Source organism: Microcoleus sp. B6-A1 (assembly GCF_036705085.1).
Taxonomy (GTDB): domain Bacteria; phylum Cyanobacteriota; class Cyanobacteriia; order Cyanobacteriales; family Microcoleaceae; genus Microcoleus.
The window spans coordinates 5,020-20,590 of sequence record NZ_JAUBTU010000118.1; the positions used below are offsets into that span (position 1 = coordinate 5,020).

The window sequence follows — 15,571 nt, forward strand, 5'->3', positions numbered from 1 at the left end:
ATGTAGAAACGATTGAAAATCTTATATTGACTGAAATAAACCGTCAATACCAAGAAAAATTGCACAAATATAAGGATGAGTTTCGCCAAGTAGTAGAAAACGAGTTTCCTATCAGCGATGAAACTCGCGCTAATTTGAAAACACGTCAGCAAGATTTAGGACTCAGAGATGAAGATGTAGAAACGATTGAAAATCTTATATTGACTGAAATAAACCGTCAATACCAAGAAAAATTGCACAAATATAAGGATAAGTTTCGCCAAGCAGTGGAAAGCGAGTTTCCTATCAGCGATGAAACTCGCGCTAATTTGAAAACACGTCAGCAAGATTTAGGACTCAGAGATGAAGATGTAGAAACGATTGAAAATCCTATCTTGGCTGAAATAAACCGCCACTACCAAGAAAAATTGCACGAATATGAGAATGAGTTTCGCCAGGAAATTAAACGCAAGTTTCGTGTTAGCGCTCCAATTCGCGCTAAGCTGAAAAATCGTCAGCAAACTTTAAAACTTAGAAACGAAGACGTAGAAAAAATTGAAAAACGGGTCTTAGATGAAAGAAACTCCTACCTAAAGAATATAATTCCCTTCTTAGCTGTTGGATTGGTAGCTGTTATAGCAGGAAGTCTTGTAACTCAGTGGAGAAAAACGCCTAATTTGGAGCAAGAGATTAGCTTGGGTGAAGATATTTTGTTGGCTCAATCGTCTTCAGACAAAGAAGAAGGGGTTAAAGCATTTGCCAAGAATGATTTTGACAATGCTATCAAGTCTTTCCAATCATCCCTGAGCCAGCACCCCGACGATCCAGAAGCATTGATTTACAAGAACAATGCTGAAGCTGCTAAAACAAAAAGCGATTTAAAAATTGCCGTAAGCATACCTATTGGTACAAACTTAAATGTAGCGACAGAGATATTACGAGGTGTGGCGCAGGCCCAAAACGAACTGAATCAAAAACAAGGTGGATTTAATGGTAAGAAGCTATGGGTGGCGATCGCTAACGATAATAACAACCCAGAAGATGCTAAAAACATTGCCACTGAATTTGTCACTAATAGCAAATATTCGAGTGTTTTGGCAGTAGTAGGACATAACTCTAGTGAGGCTTCGTTGGCTGCTAGGGATGTGTATAGAAAAGGATCTTTAGTAATGATTAGTCCCACAAGCGATGCTGATAAACTACCCAACGATTCCCCTATATTTCACACTATGCCAACCCTTAACACAGTTGTGAAGGAACTGTCCGAACACGCTAAAAAAGCTGGGGTCACTAAAATTGTTATTTGTTATGATTCACAAGCACAAGCTAGCGGGTCTTTTAAGGACAAATTCGTTGAAGCATTTGGTAAGGCTGGTGTGGTCCAAACAGACTGTAATTTATCTAAAATCAATTCCGATTCTGAGATTAATACTATTTTAGAAAAAGCCAACCAGGTTAAAGCTAATGGCCTATTAGTAGTGCCTGGTGTAAGAAACACTATTGACAAAGCCATAAGGATAGCAGCAGCAGCAAAACAAAAGAATTTAAAACTGTTTGGGTCTTCTACACTTAACACCTATCAAACACTAGAACAGGGGCAGGGCATAGAAGGTATGATGGTAGCAGTGCCTTGGAATCCCAAAGCAGAGATAGGAAAAAATTTTGCTATAGACGCTACCAAATTGTGGGGAAAAAATGTTGATTGGCGCACTGGTAATCTGACTTGGCGCACTGCTATGGCTTATGATGCAACACAGGCAATTATCCAAGGTATCAACACTTGGGAGCAAGAGCAAGACAAACCCCGTCGTGAATGGCTGACAAACCAGCTTGCTAGTAAGAATTTTTCGGTCGAGGGCGTAACGGGAAAAGTCAGTTTTGGAGGCGATCGCAATGGTGAAGTATCTTTACTCCAACTGAAGTCAATTAATATCACCGTTACAGGCTATGACATCTACCCCGAGTGATACAGTAGATTGCAAATTTGTGAGGCACATTAAATAAGCCCTACACTTTTTGTGTACCGAACATACTTAAAAATGCTGTAAAATGGGTGGCTAATGCGGATTTGGTATGCTCGAACGCTCCGGCTATGGACTAACCTTAAACCATTATTTTGTTCAACTTAATCTTTGAGACTTCACAGCAATAAATTCTAAGCATTGAGTATTTTAAAATAGATTTTTTGTATCGGTTTAATAAATAGGCTAACACCCAAAAAGAAGGTTGACAAATACCCACAACATGGTATGGTAGAGTATAGAGCCTGACGCAAAACACTGAACCATTACTAATGGTATTTTAGTTGTCATGATTTATCTAAAATAAACAACAATTCTTGCTTTCAAACCAAGGGTTAATTTGTTTTGATGGTATCATGAAGTTCTTGCAAGTTTCTAGCAACTGTTTAAGCAGTTAATAAAGTAAAATAAGCAGAAGTTGAAGAATGCGTTAAAACTCTTTCTTACCTATTGTAACTGAGAAATCGTTAGCGTAACTAGAAAAAGCAGATATGGAAACAGGAAAGGAAAGGAAAGGTCTACGCTATCAACAAAAAACATAAGAAATTTCAATGGGTGTGTGTTTACCCCTCGTACAAGCAGCTTCTTAGTTGGGCAAAGCGACAGTTTTTAGATAAAAGAACTCATCCCTGTTCGGAACCGGGATGCGAGTCAAAAGCAAGCTTAGAAAATTAATGAAGGTTGATGCCGTCAGCTTTTAATTGTGCTTCAAATTCAATTGTCGGGGACTGGTTTGAGGTAGGAATCGATCGTTCTAATGGATTGAAGGGACGACTTGTAGAATTCAAATTAGCATTAAAGGGCTTAGGCTCTGCCATAGTCAGGCTTCCGTAAATTGGCAGAGCTTCGTCGGGTTTGGCACTCAAGGAAAAAGGCATCATAAATCTTGGGTATAGGTAGTTTGAGTTTTCAAGCACTGAGCAGCTTTTTGCAATTCTACTCCCAGATAACCAATATGCTCGGTTTGGATGGCAGGCGAGGCAGCAGCAATTTCTCGAACTAGCTTCACCGCGTTTACTCCAGAGTAGTAGCTAACGGCCTTGCCACTACCCGGAATCTGAGTTACCAAAATCTTTTCACCATGCTCATCACTGGTGAGTTCGATTACGAAGTTACCCGCTGGGTCGAAATAGTCCCGACTGTTGCAAATCCGATCGTAATGAGCGGCAATGACTCGATCGGCAGTCTCGAAAGTATCGTCATACAAGTGAGCCGACTGACTCAGCGTTACCAACGGGCCCATCGTCAGATTGTATTTTGACCGCTGGGCGATCGCATCTCGGATGTACCGTTGCAGCGCGCGCAACCCCATCGCATTCGCCGGCCACGCACCGAACATATCATTGCTGCGGAACGTAGCAGTCAGTGAGATTTCCCCATCCACGACGCGCACCCAGATGTTAGTGAGACACGGACTCCCACTGTGTTCATGGTCGGAGGAACTGTCGGGTCGCTGAAATAAATTGCCACAACCAGAATCCCAGAGGTTGATAACGGCGCTGGCAGCATCAATCTCGTTGATGAGTTTGGCAATGACCTGCTCAATTTGGTCACGTCCAAACCATGACCGCATCCGCTGGCCGTAGGTGTACTTGATTCCCTCGTGATATGGAGCATCTTCCAGAATCTGCGGGATGTACTGTTCGAGAAAGTCGCGGTCAATCGGCAAATAGCTCGGCTCTGGGAAGAAGAATTCGGGCGGTTCGTCGGTGACCACAGCCATCAGATTGATCAGCTCTTGCACCTGTCCGTCATACCCCGTCGGTCGCAGCACACCCGTCGTCTTGATGCGGTGGATGATTTTTATCCAAGTTTCGGCGATCGTCTTCCCTTCTATCCGGTGCCCGTAGCGCTGCCCTGGGAGAACCGTTGGCAAGTTTTCCACCAGCGGAAACAGTGCCGGCGTTGCCCACTCCGGTTTCTCGCCCAACTCCGCTAACTCTTTGGCGAGAGTGACTGCTTCAGTAATGCTTGTGGCTTCATGACATTTGATCGACTCCCGCAACAATTGCAGATTTTCTAACGGGATTTCAAGATCGATGTAGCCGAGGACTTTTGATTTTATTTTCCAACACTTAACACCCTCTTCACTTTCTCCATCTTCAAAACCTTGTCGAAAAAAATTCAACAAACACTGAACTGCGCCTGAATTCTTATCTTCCCTCGTAGCATTTACAACTATTAAAAACCTGATGTGAGGGTTCCATAATAGGTTTCGTACTAAGAAATTGATACCGCGTGTGGCTGAGTAGAGCTGTCCGATCGCTCCATACTCATGCTCTTCCAGCTTCTTCTTGACTGTGCTTTTCAATGTCCAGCCTGTTACTATGGCTGTTTGTCCTGAACCACAAAACACTTGATTCGGCTTATAGAGCGGTTTGTAATATCTTTCCATTTTCTTACAATTTCTTACAAATCATTGTAATTGTATGCAGAGAAAGAGAGGTGAACTACAATATAATATAACACTAATTTAAAGGTTTCATTATGCCAAAAAAATCTAAATTTTTGACCCTACAACCGCAGATAAATCGGAACAAGAGTTTGCTGATGTTTGAGAAAATCAACAAAGAGTTGTTGGCAAGGATAAGAGAAGATGTGAATTATCGAATGCCGTCAGAATACATAAGCTGGCAGGTGCTGAGCCAAATAATTGCGGTTGGATTAACAACCTGTGATTTGGAATATTCACCATTAGACATCTCAGCGTTTATCCAAAGCTACCGAATCGCGCTCTGGTTTGCCCAAAAAGCACCGATGTATTGTTTAACTCATGAGTTAATTGAAGCTTTCGACCAAACAGATGCACTCCATAAGCCAGGAATCCTGTGCGGGTGGCAACCCTCACTACCTACATTTTTGCTAGCCATACCCAAAGGAGCTATTTATGCACCCGACGGAGCGTCGATCGATTACTTGACCATTAGCTGTAACAATATCAATCATCCTGAATGGAATTCAGCGACTTGGAGAGATATCTCGATTCATCCGTTTAAACTAAGTTATCTTTTATACTTTCAATATTCTACAATAGATACTCATGAAACTGTGTGGACTTCTGGCACTGCTGTGTCAGAAAATGGAGACACTTTGATTTATGACGAAAATTCTGATATTGGACTTGATGCTCTTACTCCTGAAGATAGAATTCTCATCAAACGTTTAAGGAATCTGGTCATCAATATTCTGTTGACTCTTGAATTCCTTCCTTCTCTGGTTAGCGACATAGATAAAAAAGATTTACCATCTCCTAAAGGATTTGGAGAAAAATTACACAAATCCAAAACTGTCGATCGATTTCCTCGTTGGCTTGGTAAAGGTTTTTCTATTCCACACTCCGATTCTTTAGAAACTCTTGAAGAAGTTCTTGAAAAAGGAAAAGAAGAAAATGGAAAGTCAGAAATAAAGAAAATTCAGCCATCACCAATTGCACACTGGAGACGCGGACACTGGAGAGTTTTGGAGGCTGGTGAAGGTAAACGATGGAAGAATGCTAAAAGAATATGGATTAAACCCATATATGTAAATTGCTAAAACGATAGCGCTGACACACCTTACAAGCTACAAATTGATCGGAATTTACTGATGGCAAAAAGCCCTACAGCTCGTTTAAAATAAAGCTTTAGGGTTTTGTGAGATGGAAATAATTAAAGGAAGTGTCTACAAAGCGGAATTAGGGTTTGTATACGATGGAGATACTTTCAACTTAAAATTAATCTCTGCAACAGGCACGGAGAGTCAATCTATCATCTGTCGATCGCAATGGATTGATACCCCTGAATCTCAGAAACCCGGTAAAACTAGCACTGACCCGCTGATTCTTAAGCATTGGGAATGGGCAGAAAAAGCCAAATTAGCTCTAAGGAATCTGCTTCAAAACCGAGCGCTAATTGCTATTCCCTATGAGCTAGATCAATACCAAAGATGGGTTTGTGATGTTTACCTGGACAATCTACTTGTCTCTAGCAATGTCCAAGTCAAACTCGCTCAATCTGGTTTAGCCGCTTCTCGCTTGCCTTTCAATCGTCATATATACAACGTGAGAGAAACGACAGTGTTGCGATCGATAATAGCGGGTGCAGCGACAGCAAATAGGAAAAGAGTCGGATTGTGGAAAGAAGCCAACATGATTTTGCCCTATGAATTTAAGAAGTTATCACTCTAGCACTCAAACAGTGTAAGGGTTTGACACAGTACATTTAATTACACCTAAGAGGAGGAAAGTGAAATGAGTAGAACATTTGCCGAAAGAATTATTGAGTATATGGAACAGCAAAATTATGAAATTTCGCGAGGTCGATCGGAGAAAAACATAATCTATGTAGAAGGGGCAAACACTGATGGAACGGAAAATGACGATCGACCCAATTACTTCAATGATCTCAGGATAATTATTGCGTTCAATGACAAGTTCCAACCCGTCATCGAAGGTATTTGGGAAGCCACGACGGAACCTGGGTATTACTACACTGACAATCCCATGAACCCCAAAGGAGCCGCCAGAATTGCCTTTGGACAGTATCGGGCTTGGCAAGTCGGACTCCACGGCTACTCTGACCCTCACGAAGCTCTTGTCCAGGTCGGACTTGTCAAAGTGCACCGGGATTGGAATCGGGACATGATGCGAACCGGAGATGCGATCGATGAAGGTTATTTTGGCATCAATCAACATCACGGTTGGGGACATCCGGTGAATGATATTCACACAGCGTCCGCTGGCTGTCTAGTTGGTAGAACTATCTCAGGACATGAAAACTTTATGCGGAGAGTTACAGCAGACCCGCGATATATTGCTGATACAAATTTTGTATTCACAACAACTATTATTCCGGGCAATAAACTGTAATCTATGGAAAAATGAAACAAGAAACTCTTGATTACATTGCTAGTTCGATCGGTGTTACAGCTATCGTTTCAACCTATATTTTCTGGCTCGCTTCTCGACAAATCAAGGATAAGTTAGTTCATAGAATTGATTTATTCACTTATGACTTAACTAAAAAACAAGAGAATGACCAGATTGCTATCGGTTATAAAATCCGCCGTTGGCAAGATACAAATAGACTTCGATCGATTACTTTGGAATGCCGAATTGATAATATTGAACAAAAATTAGACATTCCTTCTTGTAACATCATTGAAACGATCGAGAATGAATTTGAAGATACAGACTAATCATTTTAGCTCACTCATAGGAACAATGAAACTAAGATTTAGAGAACCAACTCAATACCAATTAGATACTATTTCAACTATTTTGGGAGCTGTTGCAGGTATCGCAGAACTTCTTGTAGCCTCCAAACGGATTAGTAACGAAGATGGTCAACTTATTGCTGGTCTTGCATTAATTGCTTGGGGCTTTTTTAGTAATAAACCGCCTCGCATTCCTCAACTCAGACGAGATAACGAACCCAATGAATTATTCAATGAACTGAAAGAGGAAAAATACGATTAGTAATCCAACTAACACACCCAGCAAGAAAATTGCTAACTGATTCATAAATCTCATAGTATAATCACAACTTAAAATGATTTTACTATGAGATTTACTTTTTGGTTATTATGGATTATTAATTTTATCCGATATAACCTTTGTTGTTGCAACGGCTCCACCAACCAAACCTATGATTAGTCCAGCGGTAAAAGTGTCTGCTGGATTTACTGCTTTTGTCCGTTTCCGTTCTTCACTTGCTTGGTGTGCTTGTTCTTTTAATTTATCTATTATCCCTGGTACAACTTCAAGAGTTGTTAATATTGATGCTGTTAATGTCCCTGCCAAAAATACTGATTCGGTTGGTGTAGGTTTACGCATTTTCTCTCTCCTAGTTTTGTTTGATTGATGAACGATCGATAAACAATTAATTGAGGATTAATTGAGAATTAATTGGACTTACTTCTTTTCCAAGTAATCCTTATATCGAGCAATCAGTGAAGGTGTGCCATATTTCATTACTATGTAATAAAAACACTTTTTACCTACATCTGAATAACTTCGAGGCTTCTTCCTTCCTTGGGTAAAACCCAAACCCATTTGTATGAGTTTGCTGGGACTTTTATATTTATCAGATAATTCCAAAATGCGCTCAAAAACTGCTGTTTCTGACTCATTTGGCAGTAATCTTGCGAAATCTTCCGCATCCCAAATTACTGGATAATCCTCTCTGGGTAAAAGTTTTGGAGTTATATTGCCTGTGATAAGGTTATTATCAGGTGATAATTCTTCACTTGAGTTATCGGCTGAATTATCTGGTAAATTATCTGACTTTTGGCTGGCTTGCGATCGATGTAATTCTATTTGTCGATCGAGTTCTTCAGTCGTTGATTCGGCTAACCAATAATCCCACGATACTGACTGATTTAATGCCCGATTTAGTTTGTCTATGTCCGATTCTATTTCAGGTTGTGTTTCAGATTGTGCTTCATATTGTAGTTCAACTTTTGTATTTTGCAAACTAAGGTTTAGATCAGGTTTCTGGTCAACTTCTGAATTACTAATAACTTGATTGTCCGACTCTGAACTAAAGCCATTAAATAAGTCATAAACCCATTCAGGGCGTATCCAGTACGGCAAAATAGAAATAGGTAAATCTTTGATGCACTCTCCCTCTTCATCTTTGATGCCCGAAATAGTTCCTTTGAAAAGTGGCTGATATTTGCTGTCCGATCGTAACTGAAGTTTCACGACTCCTGAATTGACAGATTTACTGAAACCATCACCCCCACCGAAAGCAGCATTAGTATCATTGTGAGCAATGAAGATAGGCGCTTCTTTGGCTTTCCGAGGATCGCCAACAACTTTTCGAGTTAGTTTGCTAGCAGGTTCCACCGTACCTTCTTCAAAACCATATTGTGTCATCTCATCAAAGATAGAGGTCAGCCAATCATCCTTCAAAGTTCTGACCTTGAATCGATCGTACATGGCGTTAAGTTGTTCGCCAACTTCCTCAAAGTTTTGATTTGCGCCATAGCCGGGAACTCCCAGTTTTACCAGAGTTTTCCAGCACTCATCATAATTTTGATGAAAGTGAGGGTCAGCGATCGAAATGATTTTGTGACCATATAAATAATGCCGACACAGTGCTAAAAAAGCTGCAAAGTAACTTTTAAAGCTACCCATATCCCCATAAATTAGTAATGGTTTGTGCATCAGTTGCCCAATCCATCCTCCTTCATGTTCCTCAATCAATTTCAACAGCTTCGATCGGGCAGCAGCTATATACTCCGCTCTTTTCTCTTCTTCCGTTTTCTCTTTTGCCACACCACCAGCCACACCACCAGGCACACTATCAACAACAGAATCAGAAACGGAATCTGTTTCTGTTTCTGACTGAGAATCAGAAACAGTTTTTGTTTCTGTTGTTGGGGGTTGTGAAGTTTGGAGAAGATGCTGAAGAATTTCAGGGTGATCGTGAGCCATGACTCGGACAAAATTCTGCTGAGTCTCCGCTTTGTAGACCTGAACCGAGGCATCAGCCCGAAGCTTCTCTTTGACCACTACCTCCTCAACCAGGACATCGGTGAGTGCGGAGTTAACAGCAGCATCAAGCGCCCGCTGTTTCAGTCGCTGCTCAAATTCCCAAAGCTCTTGCTGTTCCAATATTTGCTTTTTTTTCTGGCTGTCGTGCCAGCCAAAATATCCGCAGCCGATCGCAGCGAGAGAGCTTGCTTGCCGAACTCCCACCCAGCGATCGAACGGAAGCGGCATCAATGCCAACCCCAAACAGCAAAATGCTCCAAAGAATGATCCCACCGTGACCCTGTTACTCATGGACTTCTACCCCTTACTACCCGATGCCCAATACCCAAAATCCAATGCCCGATGCCGACCGATGCCCGATGACTGATGCCCGATGACTGATGCCCGCTGACTGATGCCCGCTGACTGGAAATATCCCGGCAAGGGATTAAGCGAATACAGCCGTACCAGCCGGGATGAAAGTGCTATTTACTACCAGCACCAATGATCCACATGGAGAGAAGGACAAAAGCAATGATCGCCAAACCATGTTGCCAGGTCAGCAGATAATACAAATCCCAGAAGCAGAGAATGCCTCCGATCGCCAATGCTGCACCGCCCGTCCGCCAGAGTCCGACATAAGCGCGATCGGCTGGCGACATGAAAAACAAACTGAGAGAGCCGATGACGATCGCCACGATTCCTAAGAAAAGATGTGACGGAAAGAGCCGGAATAAATTTGCTATGCCGATGCCGAACGAGAAATTCACTACCAAAAATAACCAGTTGTTGACATTTTTGAGGTGCTTCAGTTGCGATGACGGCTTGTAAACGAGTGATTCATCCTGTGATGGCAGTTGTTGCTGTTGCTGCACAGGAAGCGTTTTCGGTAACTGTGGAGTTTGTAAAAACATGATTGGTGCATTTATTGGATGGTTGACCGTACATTAAGCAACAATTGGGGCAAATTTCGATATTCTGTATCGCTGAAGTTTCAGCAACTACTAGATATCCGTAACTGTTGAGTAGTTTTATCCCCGGTTCATGATCATCTGTCGTTACCCAGCCTGTGTTTTTGCTAGCAGTAGCGCTTTTAGTAACATCGATCGAGCTAACGACTTTGAAAACTTGACCTTTTGAAATAATCAAGTTTCACCTCTGAAAAAATTAGTAAATCTTGAGAAACCACGATTTATCTGCGAAGCAACACCATTAACTTTGCCTGCGATATCCCCTGACCAATTAACCGCCAAATTGATTGAATCCTTCGCTCTGCCTGTTGCCGATCGTTGTGTTGCTGAGCGTGTTGTGGCTAAACCTGGAGCTGAAACAAATTGAGGTTGAGAGTAATTGGACTGACTAATTTGGAGTGGAGAAGAAGTCGAACCGCCGAGAGATGGATGGCTCAAGCCATGAGTACCAAATTTCAAACCGTATGCAGCTTGCTTATAGATATTGGTTTCTTCTTCTTTCCATTTTTCTAATTCAGCAGCAAACTCTGGATTTCCTTGCATCCTTTCAATGGCTGCATCAACTTCTGCGACTTTCTTAGCGATTGCTGTAATTACTCTATTATCCCAGAGAATATTTTCCTGTACTGTTTCTGCTGCAAATTGTTCTTCCTTTTTGACAAGTCGATAGTCCTCTTGTTCGACTGTTGCGCCATACTTCGCACGAGCAACGGCAACATCTATTTGAGCTTTCTTGATTTTCTCAGCACCTTTATAGCCAGCTTCTATCAGCCAGCCTTGGAACTCACGGAAACAGATTTGTGCGTCAATGAGTAACTTGAACTTCTCTTTGATTTCGGTGATATGGTCAAGGAACCATTTTGCTTGGATTGCCCGATCGCCGATCGCAGCCCAGCCCTGGGGAGTGAGTTGGTTCAAGTTAGCAGTTGTGATGCCAAAAACATCATCCAACATTTGCTCCCCGTCTTCATCAAGAGCGCCACCTACTAAAGTTCCGAGAAGTTTAACCAATACATCCGGTTCTTCCATTGTTGCTTGCATAAGACCTCCATTTTGTTAATCTAAATTAGTGGGATTAGAAGAGTCGTAATTATCAATTCATTGCATGCAGATTCAGTCTCGTTATCAGCATCATCCTCTTGTTCTTGGAGACTGATGAAGAAATCGCTTGAGGCGCTAATCCGGGTTCTGGGGTCAGAAACTCGTTGAACAGTAAGTATTGTCCCTGGCTGATTTATTTCGGTGATTTGATAAACAAAGCCTCGATCGATCGCTTGTTTGGCAGTGGTTGCCATGTAACGGGGACAGACAAAATCTCCTAATTCTAAAGGTTCACCATTCAAAGATTTTGGAATGTCTGAAGTTTCAGATTGTGCAATTTCGTCAAATTCGTATTGATTCATTGGGGTTTTTCCGATGATTACTCATGTAGAGTTCTCGACCTTCTAGAAAATCCACTGCCCAGGTTTGAGCTAAAGCAGCAGCTTCATCTTTGGTATCGCCCACACCATCATTCAGCATTCCTTGTCCAAACCCGTCGTAGACATTCCATCTCCACAGTTCGAGATTTCCCCCCAGGAATAAGGAATAGGAAGAGAAAAACTCTAGTTGGATTTGCAATCCTGCGTAGTAATAGAATCCTGGTAACAAACTTTCTTCATCACCATCGAAGTTTTGGAAAACTTTGTTAGTCAAAGTTCGTGAAACTTTGATTAGTCTATTTTCCCGGTGAAGTTTCTTAGCTAACTGTTGCTGCCACTTTTTGAAAAATAACATTGACTTACCTAAAATAAGAAATTGAACAAGTACATAGAAGCAGAAACTGCGAAAACAAAATAAGCCAGATTGACGAGTACCGCCATAGTGTATACCATGATTTTAATCATCTTCAGTCTCAGGGGAGTGACCCGAAACCATTCGGTATACCCATCCAAGTTTTTGCCTTCCGAGTTTCTTGTCTTACGCAATTCGTTGTGAGCCGAGAAGATATAGTGCAGCAAATCCTCCGTCACCTTCATGTTCATCGTGAATGCGATCGCCTTGATTTCCAACTCACTCTGATATTCCCGTGAGAGAAAATATCTGCGTGTTCTCGGTGTCCGGCTCAAGCCAATTTTACAGAATGTCGTACCTTGAATGTGTATCGATCGTTTATCTTCTCTGAGTGCTTGACGATCGTGGAATGCGTAGACAAAGCCGGGCCCGTAATGGCTCTGTTGTTTTTTCTTCACCTCCATCTGAGCAGGGGAGATTTTCAAACGGGGTTTGGGTGTTAGTTTTGCTGCCAGGTTTGGTGAAATTTGCCGTATATTTCGCTGTAAAAGCTGTCTGAGCATCATTGTTTCCCTCGGATGGAGGCAAGTATTGTTTGAAGTTTGTTAGCGTCTTCTGGTGTTAAATTATGGACTTTGCCAATCTCAACTTTTGCTAACTGTTCGCCCATCAGCCATGAAACGCTAACCTCAAAGATTTCTGCAAATTGTTCGATTTCTTGGGCAGAAACAGAAACGGTATCTGCTTCTATCTCCAAAATCCGATCGGTAGGGAGACTTAGCATTTTTGCCGCCTGAGCCGGGGACAGACCCGCCAGTTTACGAGCTTCACAAATGCGGTTTGCGATCGTCTCAATCATCCTAAGTCTCCTGTTTTCTGTCTGGCTAGGTTAGCTAAGTTAAAAGACTCTTTCTCAAGCAAACTATTTCGTGCTGCAACAATGCAATTTCTTGACCCGAAAGCTTTTTCATTCGCGGATTCAGCCCCCGAATGTCCATTTGAGCATTGAACCGAGTGTCAAAATCATCTGATATTAACTTACCTTCTAAGACCGCCATTTTTGCTCTAGCTTCTTTGAGTTCTGCTTGAATTTCTTCGAGCGTCATCTCCGTCACTTTTTTGACCTCGACTTTAGGAACCCTCACTTTTCTTTTAGTTTTTGGCAGTGGCTCTGGTAGTGGGGGAAGATTGTCTAAGTCTAGGTTTAAATCAGGGTCAAAATTGCTGTGAGGAATGAACTGAGGCATGAGGATTGTATGACGTTCAGCAATAAGTTGAGCGGTAATCTGCTGTGACAAACTTTCGTTCCGCTCACTTAGTACCAGAAGTTGCTCAGTAATTTTCAGTTTGCCTGACAGTTTTTTTTCAGTTAACAACGATCGTCTCAAATCCTCCTTGGCTGCCAGATTGTTGATACTTTCAGCAACACTTTCCTCATAAGTCATTGTTGCTGGGTCGGGTAAATTTGATGAACTAGATCTAGCTTGTCTCATTTGATAGTTCACTTATTACTCACTACTGACGGCTTGGTTTCTACTGGTTGTGGCTATTATTGCTGTTGTTGCTGCCGATTGAAGGGGAGATGTTGTAGGTTTTGGAATTATATTGGTTGCCGTGGACAATCGTTGGACGTGCTTCTTTGCCACCCTGTTGATATCCTGTGTGGTAGCAAAATGCCCCGAACCCGACAACAAGCGCGGGTACAGCTCCACAGAATAGAGAACCTAGCATTACTCCTTGATCGCCTGGTCTATCCGCTTCTCCTGAGCCGTCAGCATTTCGTCTATCTTGCTCTGTTTCTCCGTTATTTCCTTCACCTTGTCCTCCATATTGAGCCAATTTAGTATCTGTTGATTTTGAAGGATTAACAGAGACATTTTCCCTTGCATCTGAAGAAGTAACAAGACTATTAGTAGATTGGCTGCCATTATTGAAATCAGCAGTATTTCCATCTCTTTGCTTTTTCATGAATTTCCTTGAATTTTAACTAAATTTGGTCGCTCTGTAACAGAAACTTAAATCAGAAATCAAGGTTGTAGGTTTTTCAATCCTTCTGTCCACAATCTAATTTGTTCAAGTTCTTCGGCGGTTGGAAAATTGCATTCATGATTTTGCTGCTCAGTCTCGAACCGATAACAGGTTTCTGGGTAAGAGCAGTGCCTACCTCCGACGCAATTGGGGGGGATTTCTCTTTCCTGTGGTTTGCAGAGTTGCAGATTTTCGTCAACGGGTTCCAGAAGTCTAGTGCGATCACTCCATTCCGACAAATCCAAATCAATTACTCGGCACAGTGCCAAGCATTTTTTGTCGGCATTGTAGACATAAACTAGCTGGTTTGGATTCCAATCGTAAACTTGGTCTGAGGTAACAGGAACTAGCATTTAGCACACTCCTGTCATGAAAACTGCTGCTGCGCTAACTGGGTACGGCTTGACTGGAGTTGTAAAAATTGATAGGAACCATTGAAACATTGCTCTTTTCTCCTTCTCTGAAATACTTGATGAAGTTGATGTAGTAGTTGATGAAGTGGAATTTGTACAAGTTTCTGTACAAGTTTCTGTAGAAGAGGAATAAAGAGAAAGCAAGCTCGAATAGATAACTAAGGTAGTGAGTAGTTTTTCTTTCTGAGCACTACGAGCTTGCTCTTCCAGAACTAACCGTGAGCTATAAGCTTGGGCTAGTTCTAGGCAGGAATCAATTAGCCCCAAAGTCCAGTGAGCTGTTTCGGTTGCTGTTTTTTTCCCGGTAAACTCCCGCCACGCAAATCTAAAGGAGTCGATCGAATAGATTCAGTGATAGAACCAAAATTTGCTCGAATTTTAGTGGCTCTGTCTTGAAGTTTGTCCACTACATTTGCGCCCAGGGCAATGCAAAAAGTATCAACTATTTGTTCCGATGCTGCATCAGCAACATCCGTCATTGCTAAGCTAGCTTCTTGAGTGAGCGATCGAATAGCAAGTACCATTCCATTGGTTTCTTCTTGACCGTCGCGGTGTTCGCTATGATCGATCACACTTTCATCAATTTGATCATTCTGATATTCACTGCTGCCAGTTCGGTTGCTGGCAATTTGTAGCAATGCTTCCGACGGAATAATCATTTGTTCGCGAACAAGTCGGTAATATTCAGTCACTTCGAGAGCATCAGCGTCTACAACCTGAGAGTTCTGCCAATCTCTCTGACCCAGCGCTTTACGGACATTGGTGATGTCGCTAACTTTGCCCAGACCGAGTTCAGCCTTAAGTTCGATTCTTGAAATACTCATCTGTGTTGATTCCTATGTTTTGTAAGTAATTAAGTAGTTAAACAAAATTAATTACATAAATAACTAATATGATATAATAAGAATATTAAGTATATTTAAAGAGGTT

20 protein-coding genes are annotated in these 15,571 nt (G+C 41.8%); 6 read left to right on the forward strand and 14 right to left on the reverse strand.

The genetic code is table 11. The annotated features are described in order from the left end of the window. A partial coding sequence (locus QUB11_RS28045; protein ID WP_333392217.1) for an ABC transporter substrate-binding protein occupies positions 1-1,946 on the forward strand: 1,946 nt, incomplete at its 5' end. 725 nt (positions 1,947-2,671) lie between these two features. On the opposite strand, the gene QUB11_RS28050 is transcribed toward QUB11_RS28045, so the two are convergent. Then, positions 2,672-2,881: a hypothetical protein gene (locus QUB11_RS28050; protein WP_333392219.1), complete on the reverse strand. Its 210-nt coding sequence runs from the start codon at positions 2,879-2,881 to the stop codon at positions 2,672-2,674. Then, positions 2,878-4,395 carry a thymidylate synthase gene (locus QUB11_RS28055; RefSeq protein ID WP_333392221.1) on the reverse strand — a complete coding sequence of 506 codons (1,518 nt, stop codon included), beginning with the start codon at positions 4,393-4,395 and terminating at the stop codon, positions 2,878-2,880. Before QUB11_RS28055 ends, QUB11_RS28050 begins: the two co-directional genes overlap by 4 nt. A 92-nt stretch (positions 4,396-4,487) precedes the next feature. Here QUB11_RS28055 and QUB11_RS28060 point away from each other — a divergent pair, with 92 nt between their 5' ends. The 5 genes from QUB11_RS28060 (at position 4,488) to QUB11_RS28080 (ending at position 7,455) form a co-directional block, all read left to right on the forward strand. Next, the gene (locus QUB11_RS28060; protein WP_333392222.1) at positions 4,488-5,534 is read left to right on the forward strand and encodes a hypothetical protein; all 1,047 of its coding nucleotides are present in this window, start codon (positions 4,488-4,490) and stop codon (positions 5,532-5,534) included. Between the two features lie 103 nt (positions 5,535-5,637). Beyond that, positions 5,638-6,165 (forward strand): thermonuclease family protein, encoded by a 528-nt coding sequence (locus tag QUB11_RS28065; RefSeq protein ID WP_333201160.1) that lies wholly within the window; start codon positions 5,638-5,640, stop codon positions 6,163-6,165. A gap of 63 nt (positions 6,166-6,228) precedes the next feature. Then, positions 6,229-6,846, forward strand: coding sequence for a hypothetical protein (locus tag QUB11_RS28070; RefSeq protein ID WP_333152893.1), 618 nt, complete (start codon positions 6,229-6,231; stop codon positions 6,844-6,846). 11 nt (positions 6,847-6,857) lie between these two features. Continuing rightward, positions 6,858-7,175, forward strand: a complete 318-nt coding sequence (locus QUB11_RS28075; RefSeq protein ID WP_333152896.1) for a hypothetical protein — start codon at positions 6,858-6,860, stop codon at positions 7,173-7,175. A gap of 25 nt (positions 7,176-7,200) precedes the next feature. Beyond that, on the forward strand, positions 7,201-7,455 hold the full coding sequence (locus QUB11_RS28080) for a hypothetical protein (protein WP_333152898.1): 255 nt from the start codon (positions 7,201-7,203) through the stop codon (positions 7,453-7,455). Positions 7,456-7,560: 105 nt separating this feature from the next. On the opposite strand, the gene QUB11_RS28085 is transcribed toward QUB11_RS28080, so the two are convergent. The 12 genes from QUB11_RS28085 to QUB11_RS28140 form a co-directional block, all read right to left on the reverse strand. Next, entirely contained in the window at positions 7,561-7,812 is a 252-nt protein-coding gene (locus QUB11_RS28085) for a hypothetical protein (RefSeq protein WP_333201155.1), read from the reverse strand. Positions 7,813-7,890: 78 nt separating this feature from the next. Continuing rightward, on the reverse strand, positions 7,891-9,768 hold the full coding sequence (locus QUB11_RS28090; protein WP_333392224.1) for a hypothetical protein: 1,878 nt from the start codon (positions 9,766-9,768) through the stop codon (positions 7,891-7,893). Between the two features lie 173 nt (positions 9,769-9,941). Next, positions 9,942-10,370 (reverse strand): hypothetical protein, encoded by a 429-nt coding sequence (locus QUB11_RS28095; RefSeq protein ID WP_333392226.1) that lies wholly within the window; start codon positions 10,368-10,370, stop codon positions 9,942-9,944. Positions 10,371-10,601: 231 nt separating this feature from the next. Continuing rightward, positions 10,602-11,468 carry a hypothetical protein gene (locus tag QUB11_RS28100; protein WP_333392227.1) on the reverse strand — a complete coding sequence of 289 codons (867 nt, stop codon included), beginning with the start codon at positions 11,466-11,468 and terminating at the stop codon, positions 10,602-10,604. A gap of 20 nt (positions 11,469-11,488) precedes the next feature. Beyond that, positions 11,489-11,830, reverse strand: coding sequence for a hypothetical protein (locus tag QUB11_RS28105; protein WP_333176234.1), 342 nt, complete (start codon positions 11,828-11,830; stop codon positions 11,489-11,491). Beyond that, positions 11,811-12,203, reverse strand: a complete 393-nt coding sequence (locus tag QUB11_RS28110; protein WP_333152918.1) for a hypothetical protein — start codon at positions 12,201-12,203, stop codon at positions 11,811-11,813. The genes QUB11_RS28105 and QUB11_RS28110 overlap by 20 nt, the downstream gene beginning before the upstream one ends. Before the next feature lie 8 nt (positions 12,204-12,211). Then, positions 12,212-12,766, reverse strand: a complete 555-nt coding sequence (locus QUB11_RS28115; RefSeq protein ID WP_333392228.1) for a GIY-YIG nuclease family protein — start codon at positions 12,764-12,766, stop codon at positions 12,212-12,214. After that, positions 12,763-13,059, reverse strand: coding sequence for a helix-turn-helix transcriptional regulator (locus QUB11_RS28120; protein ID WP_333176230.1), 297 nt, complete (start codon positions 13,057-13,059; stop codon positions 12,763-12,765). The genes QUB11_RS28115 and QUB11_RS28120 overlap by 4 nt, the downstream gene beginning before the upstream one ends. A 34-nt stretch (positions 13,060-13,093) precedes the next feature. After that, on the reverse strand, positions 13,094-13,693 hold the full coding sequence (locus tag QUB11_RS28125) for a hypothetical protein (protein WP_333176228.1): 600 nt from the start codon (positions 13,691-13,693) through the stop codon (positions 13,094-13,096). Between the two features lie 40 nt (positions 13,694-13,733). Next, on the reverse strand, positions 13,734-14,168 hold the full coding sequence (locus QUB11_RS28130) for a hypothetical protein (protein WP_333176226.1): 435 nt from the start codon (positions 14,166-14,168) through the stop codon (positions 13,734-13,736). Between the two features lie 59 nt (positions 14,169-14,227). Continuing rightward, on the reverse strand, positions 14,228-14,581 hold the full coding sequence (locus QUB11_RS28135) for a hypothetical protein (RefSeq protein WP_333176224.1): 354 nt from the start codon (positions 14,579-14,581) through the stop codon (positions 14,228-14,230). Between the two features lie 317 nt (positions 14,582-14,898). Continuing rightward, positions 14,899-15,465 (reverse strand): hypothetical protein, encoded by a 567-nt coding sequence (locus QUB11_RS28140; protein WP_333152930.1) that lies wholly within the window; start codon positions 15,463-15,465, stop codon positions 14,899-14,901. Between the last annotated feature and the right edge of the window lie 106 nt (positions 15,466-15,571).

What these genes read in the sequence shown, in the direction of transcription:
- QUB11_RS28050 (WP_333392219.1), bottom strand. Translation starts at nt 2,881, where the DNA reads ATGATGCCTTTTTCCTTGAGTGCCAAACCCGACGAAGCTCTGCCAATT.
- QUB11_RS28055 (WP_333392221.1), bottom strand. Translation starts at nt 4,395, where the DNA reads ATGGAAAGATATTACAAACCGCTCTATAAGCCGAATCAAGTGTTTTGT.
- QUB11_RS28060 (WP_333392222.1), top strand. Translation starts at nt 4,488, where the DNA reads ATGCCAAAAAAATCTAAATTTTTGACCCTACAACCGCAGATAAATCGG.
- QUB11_RS28065 (WP_333201160.1), top strand. Translation starts at nt 5,638, where the DNA reads ATGGAAATAATTAAAGGAAGTGTCTACAAAGCGGAATTAGGGTTTGTA.
- QUB11_RS28070 (WP_333152893.1), top strand. Translation starts at nt 6,229, where the DNA reads ATGAGTAGAACATTTGCCGAAAGAATTATTGAGTATATGGAACAGCAA.
- QUB11_RS28075 (WP_333152896.1), top strand. Translation starts at nt 6,858, where the DNA reads ATGAAACAAGAAACTCTTGATTACATTGCTAGTTCGATCGGTGTTACA.
- QUB11_RS28080 (WP_333152898.1), top strand. Translation starts at nt 7,201, where the DNA reads ATGAAACTAAGATTTAGAGAACCAACTCAATACCAATTAGATACTATT.
- QUB11_RS28085 (WP_333201155.1), bottom strand. Translation starts at nt 7,812, where the DNA reads ATGCGTAAACCTACACCAACCGAATCAGTATTTTTGGCAGGGACATTA.
- QUB11_RS28090 (WP_333392224.1), bottom strand. Translation starts at nt 9,768, where the DNA reads ATGAGTAACAGGGTCACGGTGGGATCATTCTTTGGAGCATTTTGCTGT.
- QUB11_RS28095 (WP_333392226.1), bottom strand. Translation starts at nt 10,370, where the DNA reads ATGTTTTTACAAACTCCACAGTTACCGAAAACGCTTCCTGTGCAGCAA.
- QUB11_RS28100 (WP_333392227.1), bottom strand. Translation starts at nt 11,468, where the DNA reads ATGCAAGCAACAATGGAAGAACCGGATGTATTGGTTAAACTTCTCGGA.
- QUB11_RS28105 (WP_333176234.1), bottom strand. Translation starts at nt 11,830, where the DNA reads ATGAATCAATACGAATTTGACGAAATTGCACAATCTGAAACTTCAGAC.
- QUB11_RS28110 (WP_333152918.1), bottom strand. Translation starts at nt 12,203, where the DNA reads ATGTTATTTTTCAAAAAGTGGCAGCAACAGTTAGCTAAGAAACTTCAC.
- QUB11_RS28115 (WP_333392228.1), bottom strand. Translation starts at nt 12,766, where the DNA reads ATGATGCTCAGACAGCTTTTACAGCGAAATATACGGCAAATTTCACCA.
- QUB11_RS28120 (WP_333176230.1), bottom strand. Translation starts at nt 13,059, where the DNA reads ATGATTGAGACGATCGCAAACCGCATTTGTGAAGCTCGTAAACTGGCG.
- QUB11_RS28125 (WP_333176228.1), bottom strand. Translation starts at nt 13,693, where the DNA reads ATGAGACAAGCTAGATCTAGTTCATCAAATTTACCCGACCCAGCAACA.
- QUB11_RS28130 (WP_333176226.1), bottom strand. Translation starts at nt 14,168, where the DNA reads ATGAAAAAGCAAAGAGATGGAAATACTGCTGATTTCAATAATGGCAGC.
- QUB11_RS28135 (WP_333176224.1), bottom strand. Translation starts at nt 14,581, where the DNA reads ATGCTAGTTCCTGTTACCTCAGACCAAGTTTACGATTGGAATCCAAAC.
- QUB11_RS28140 (WP_333152930.1), bottom strand. Translation starts at nt 15,465, where the DNA reads ATGAGTATTTCAAGAATCGAACTTAAGGCTGAACTCGGTCTGGGCAAA.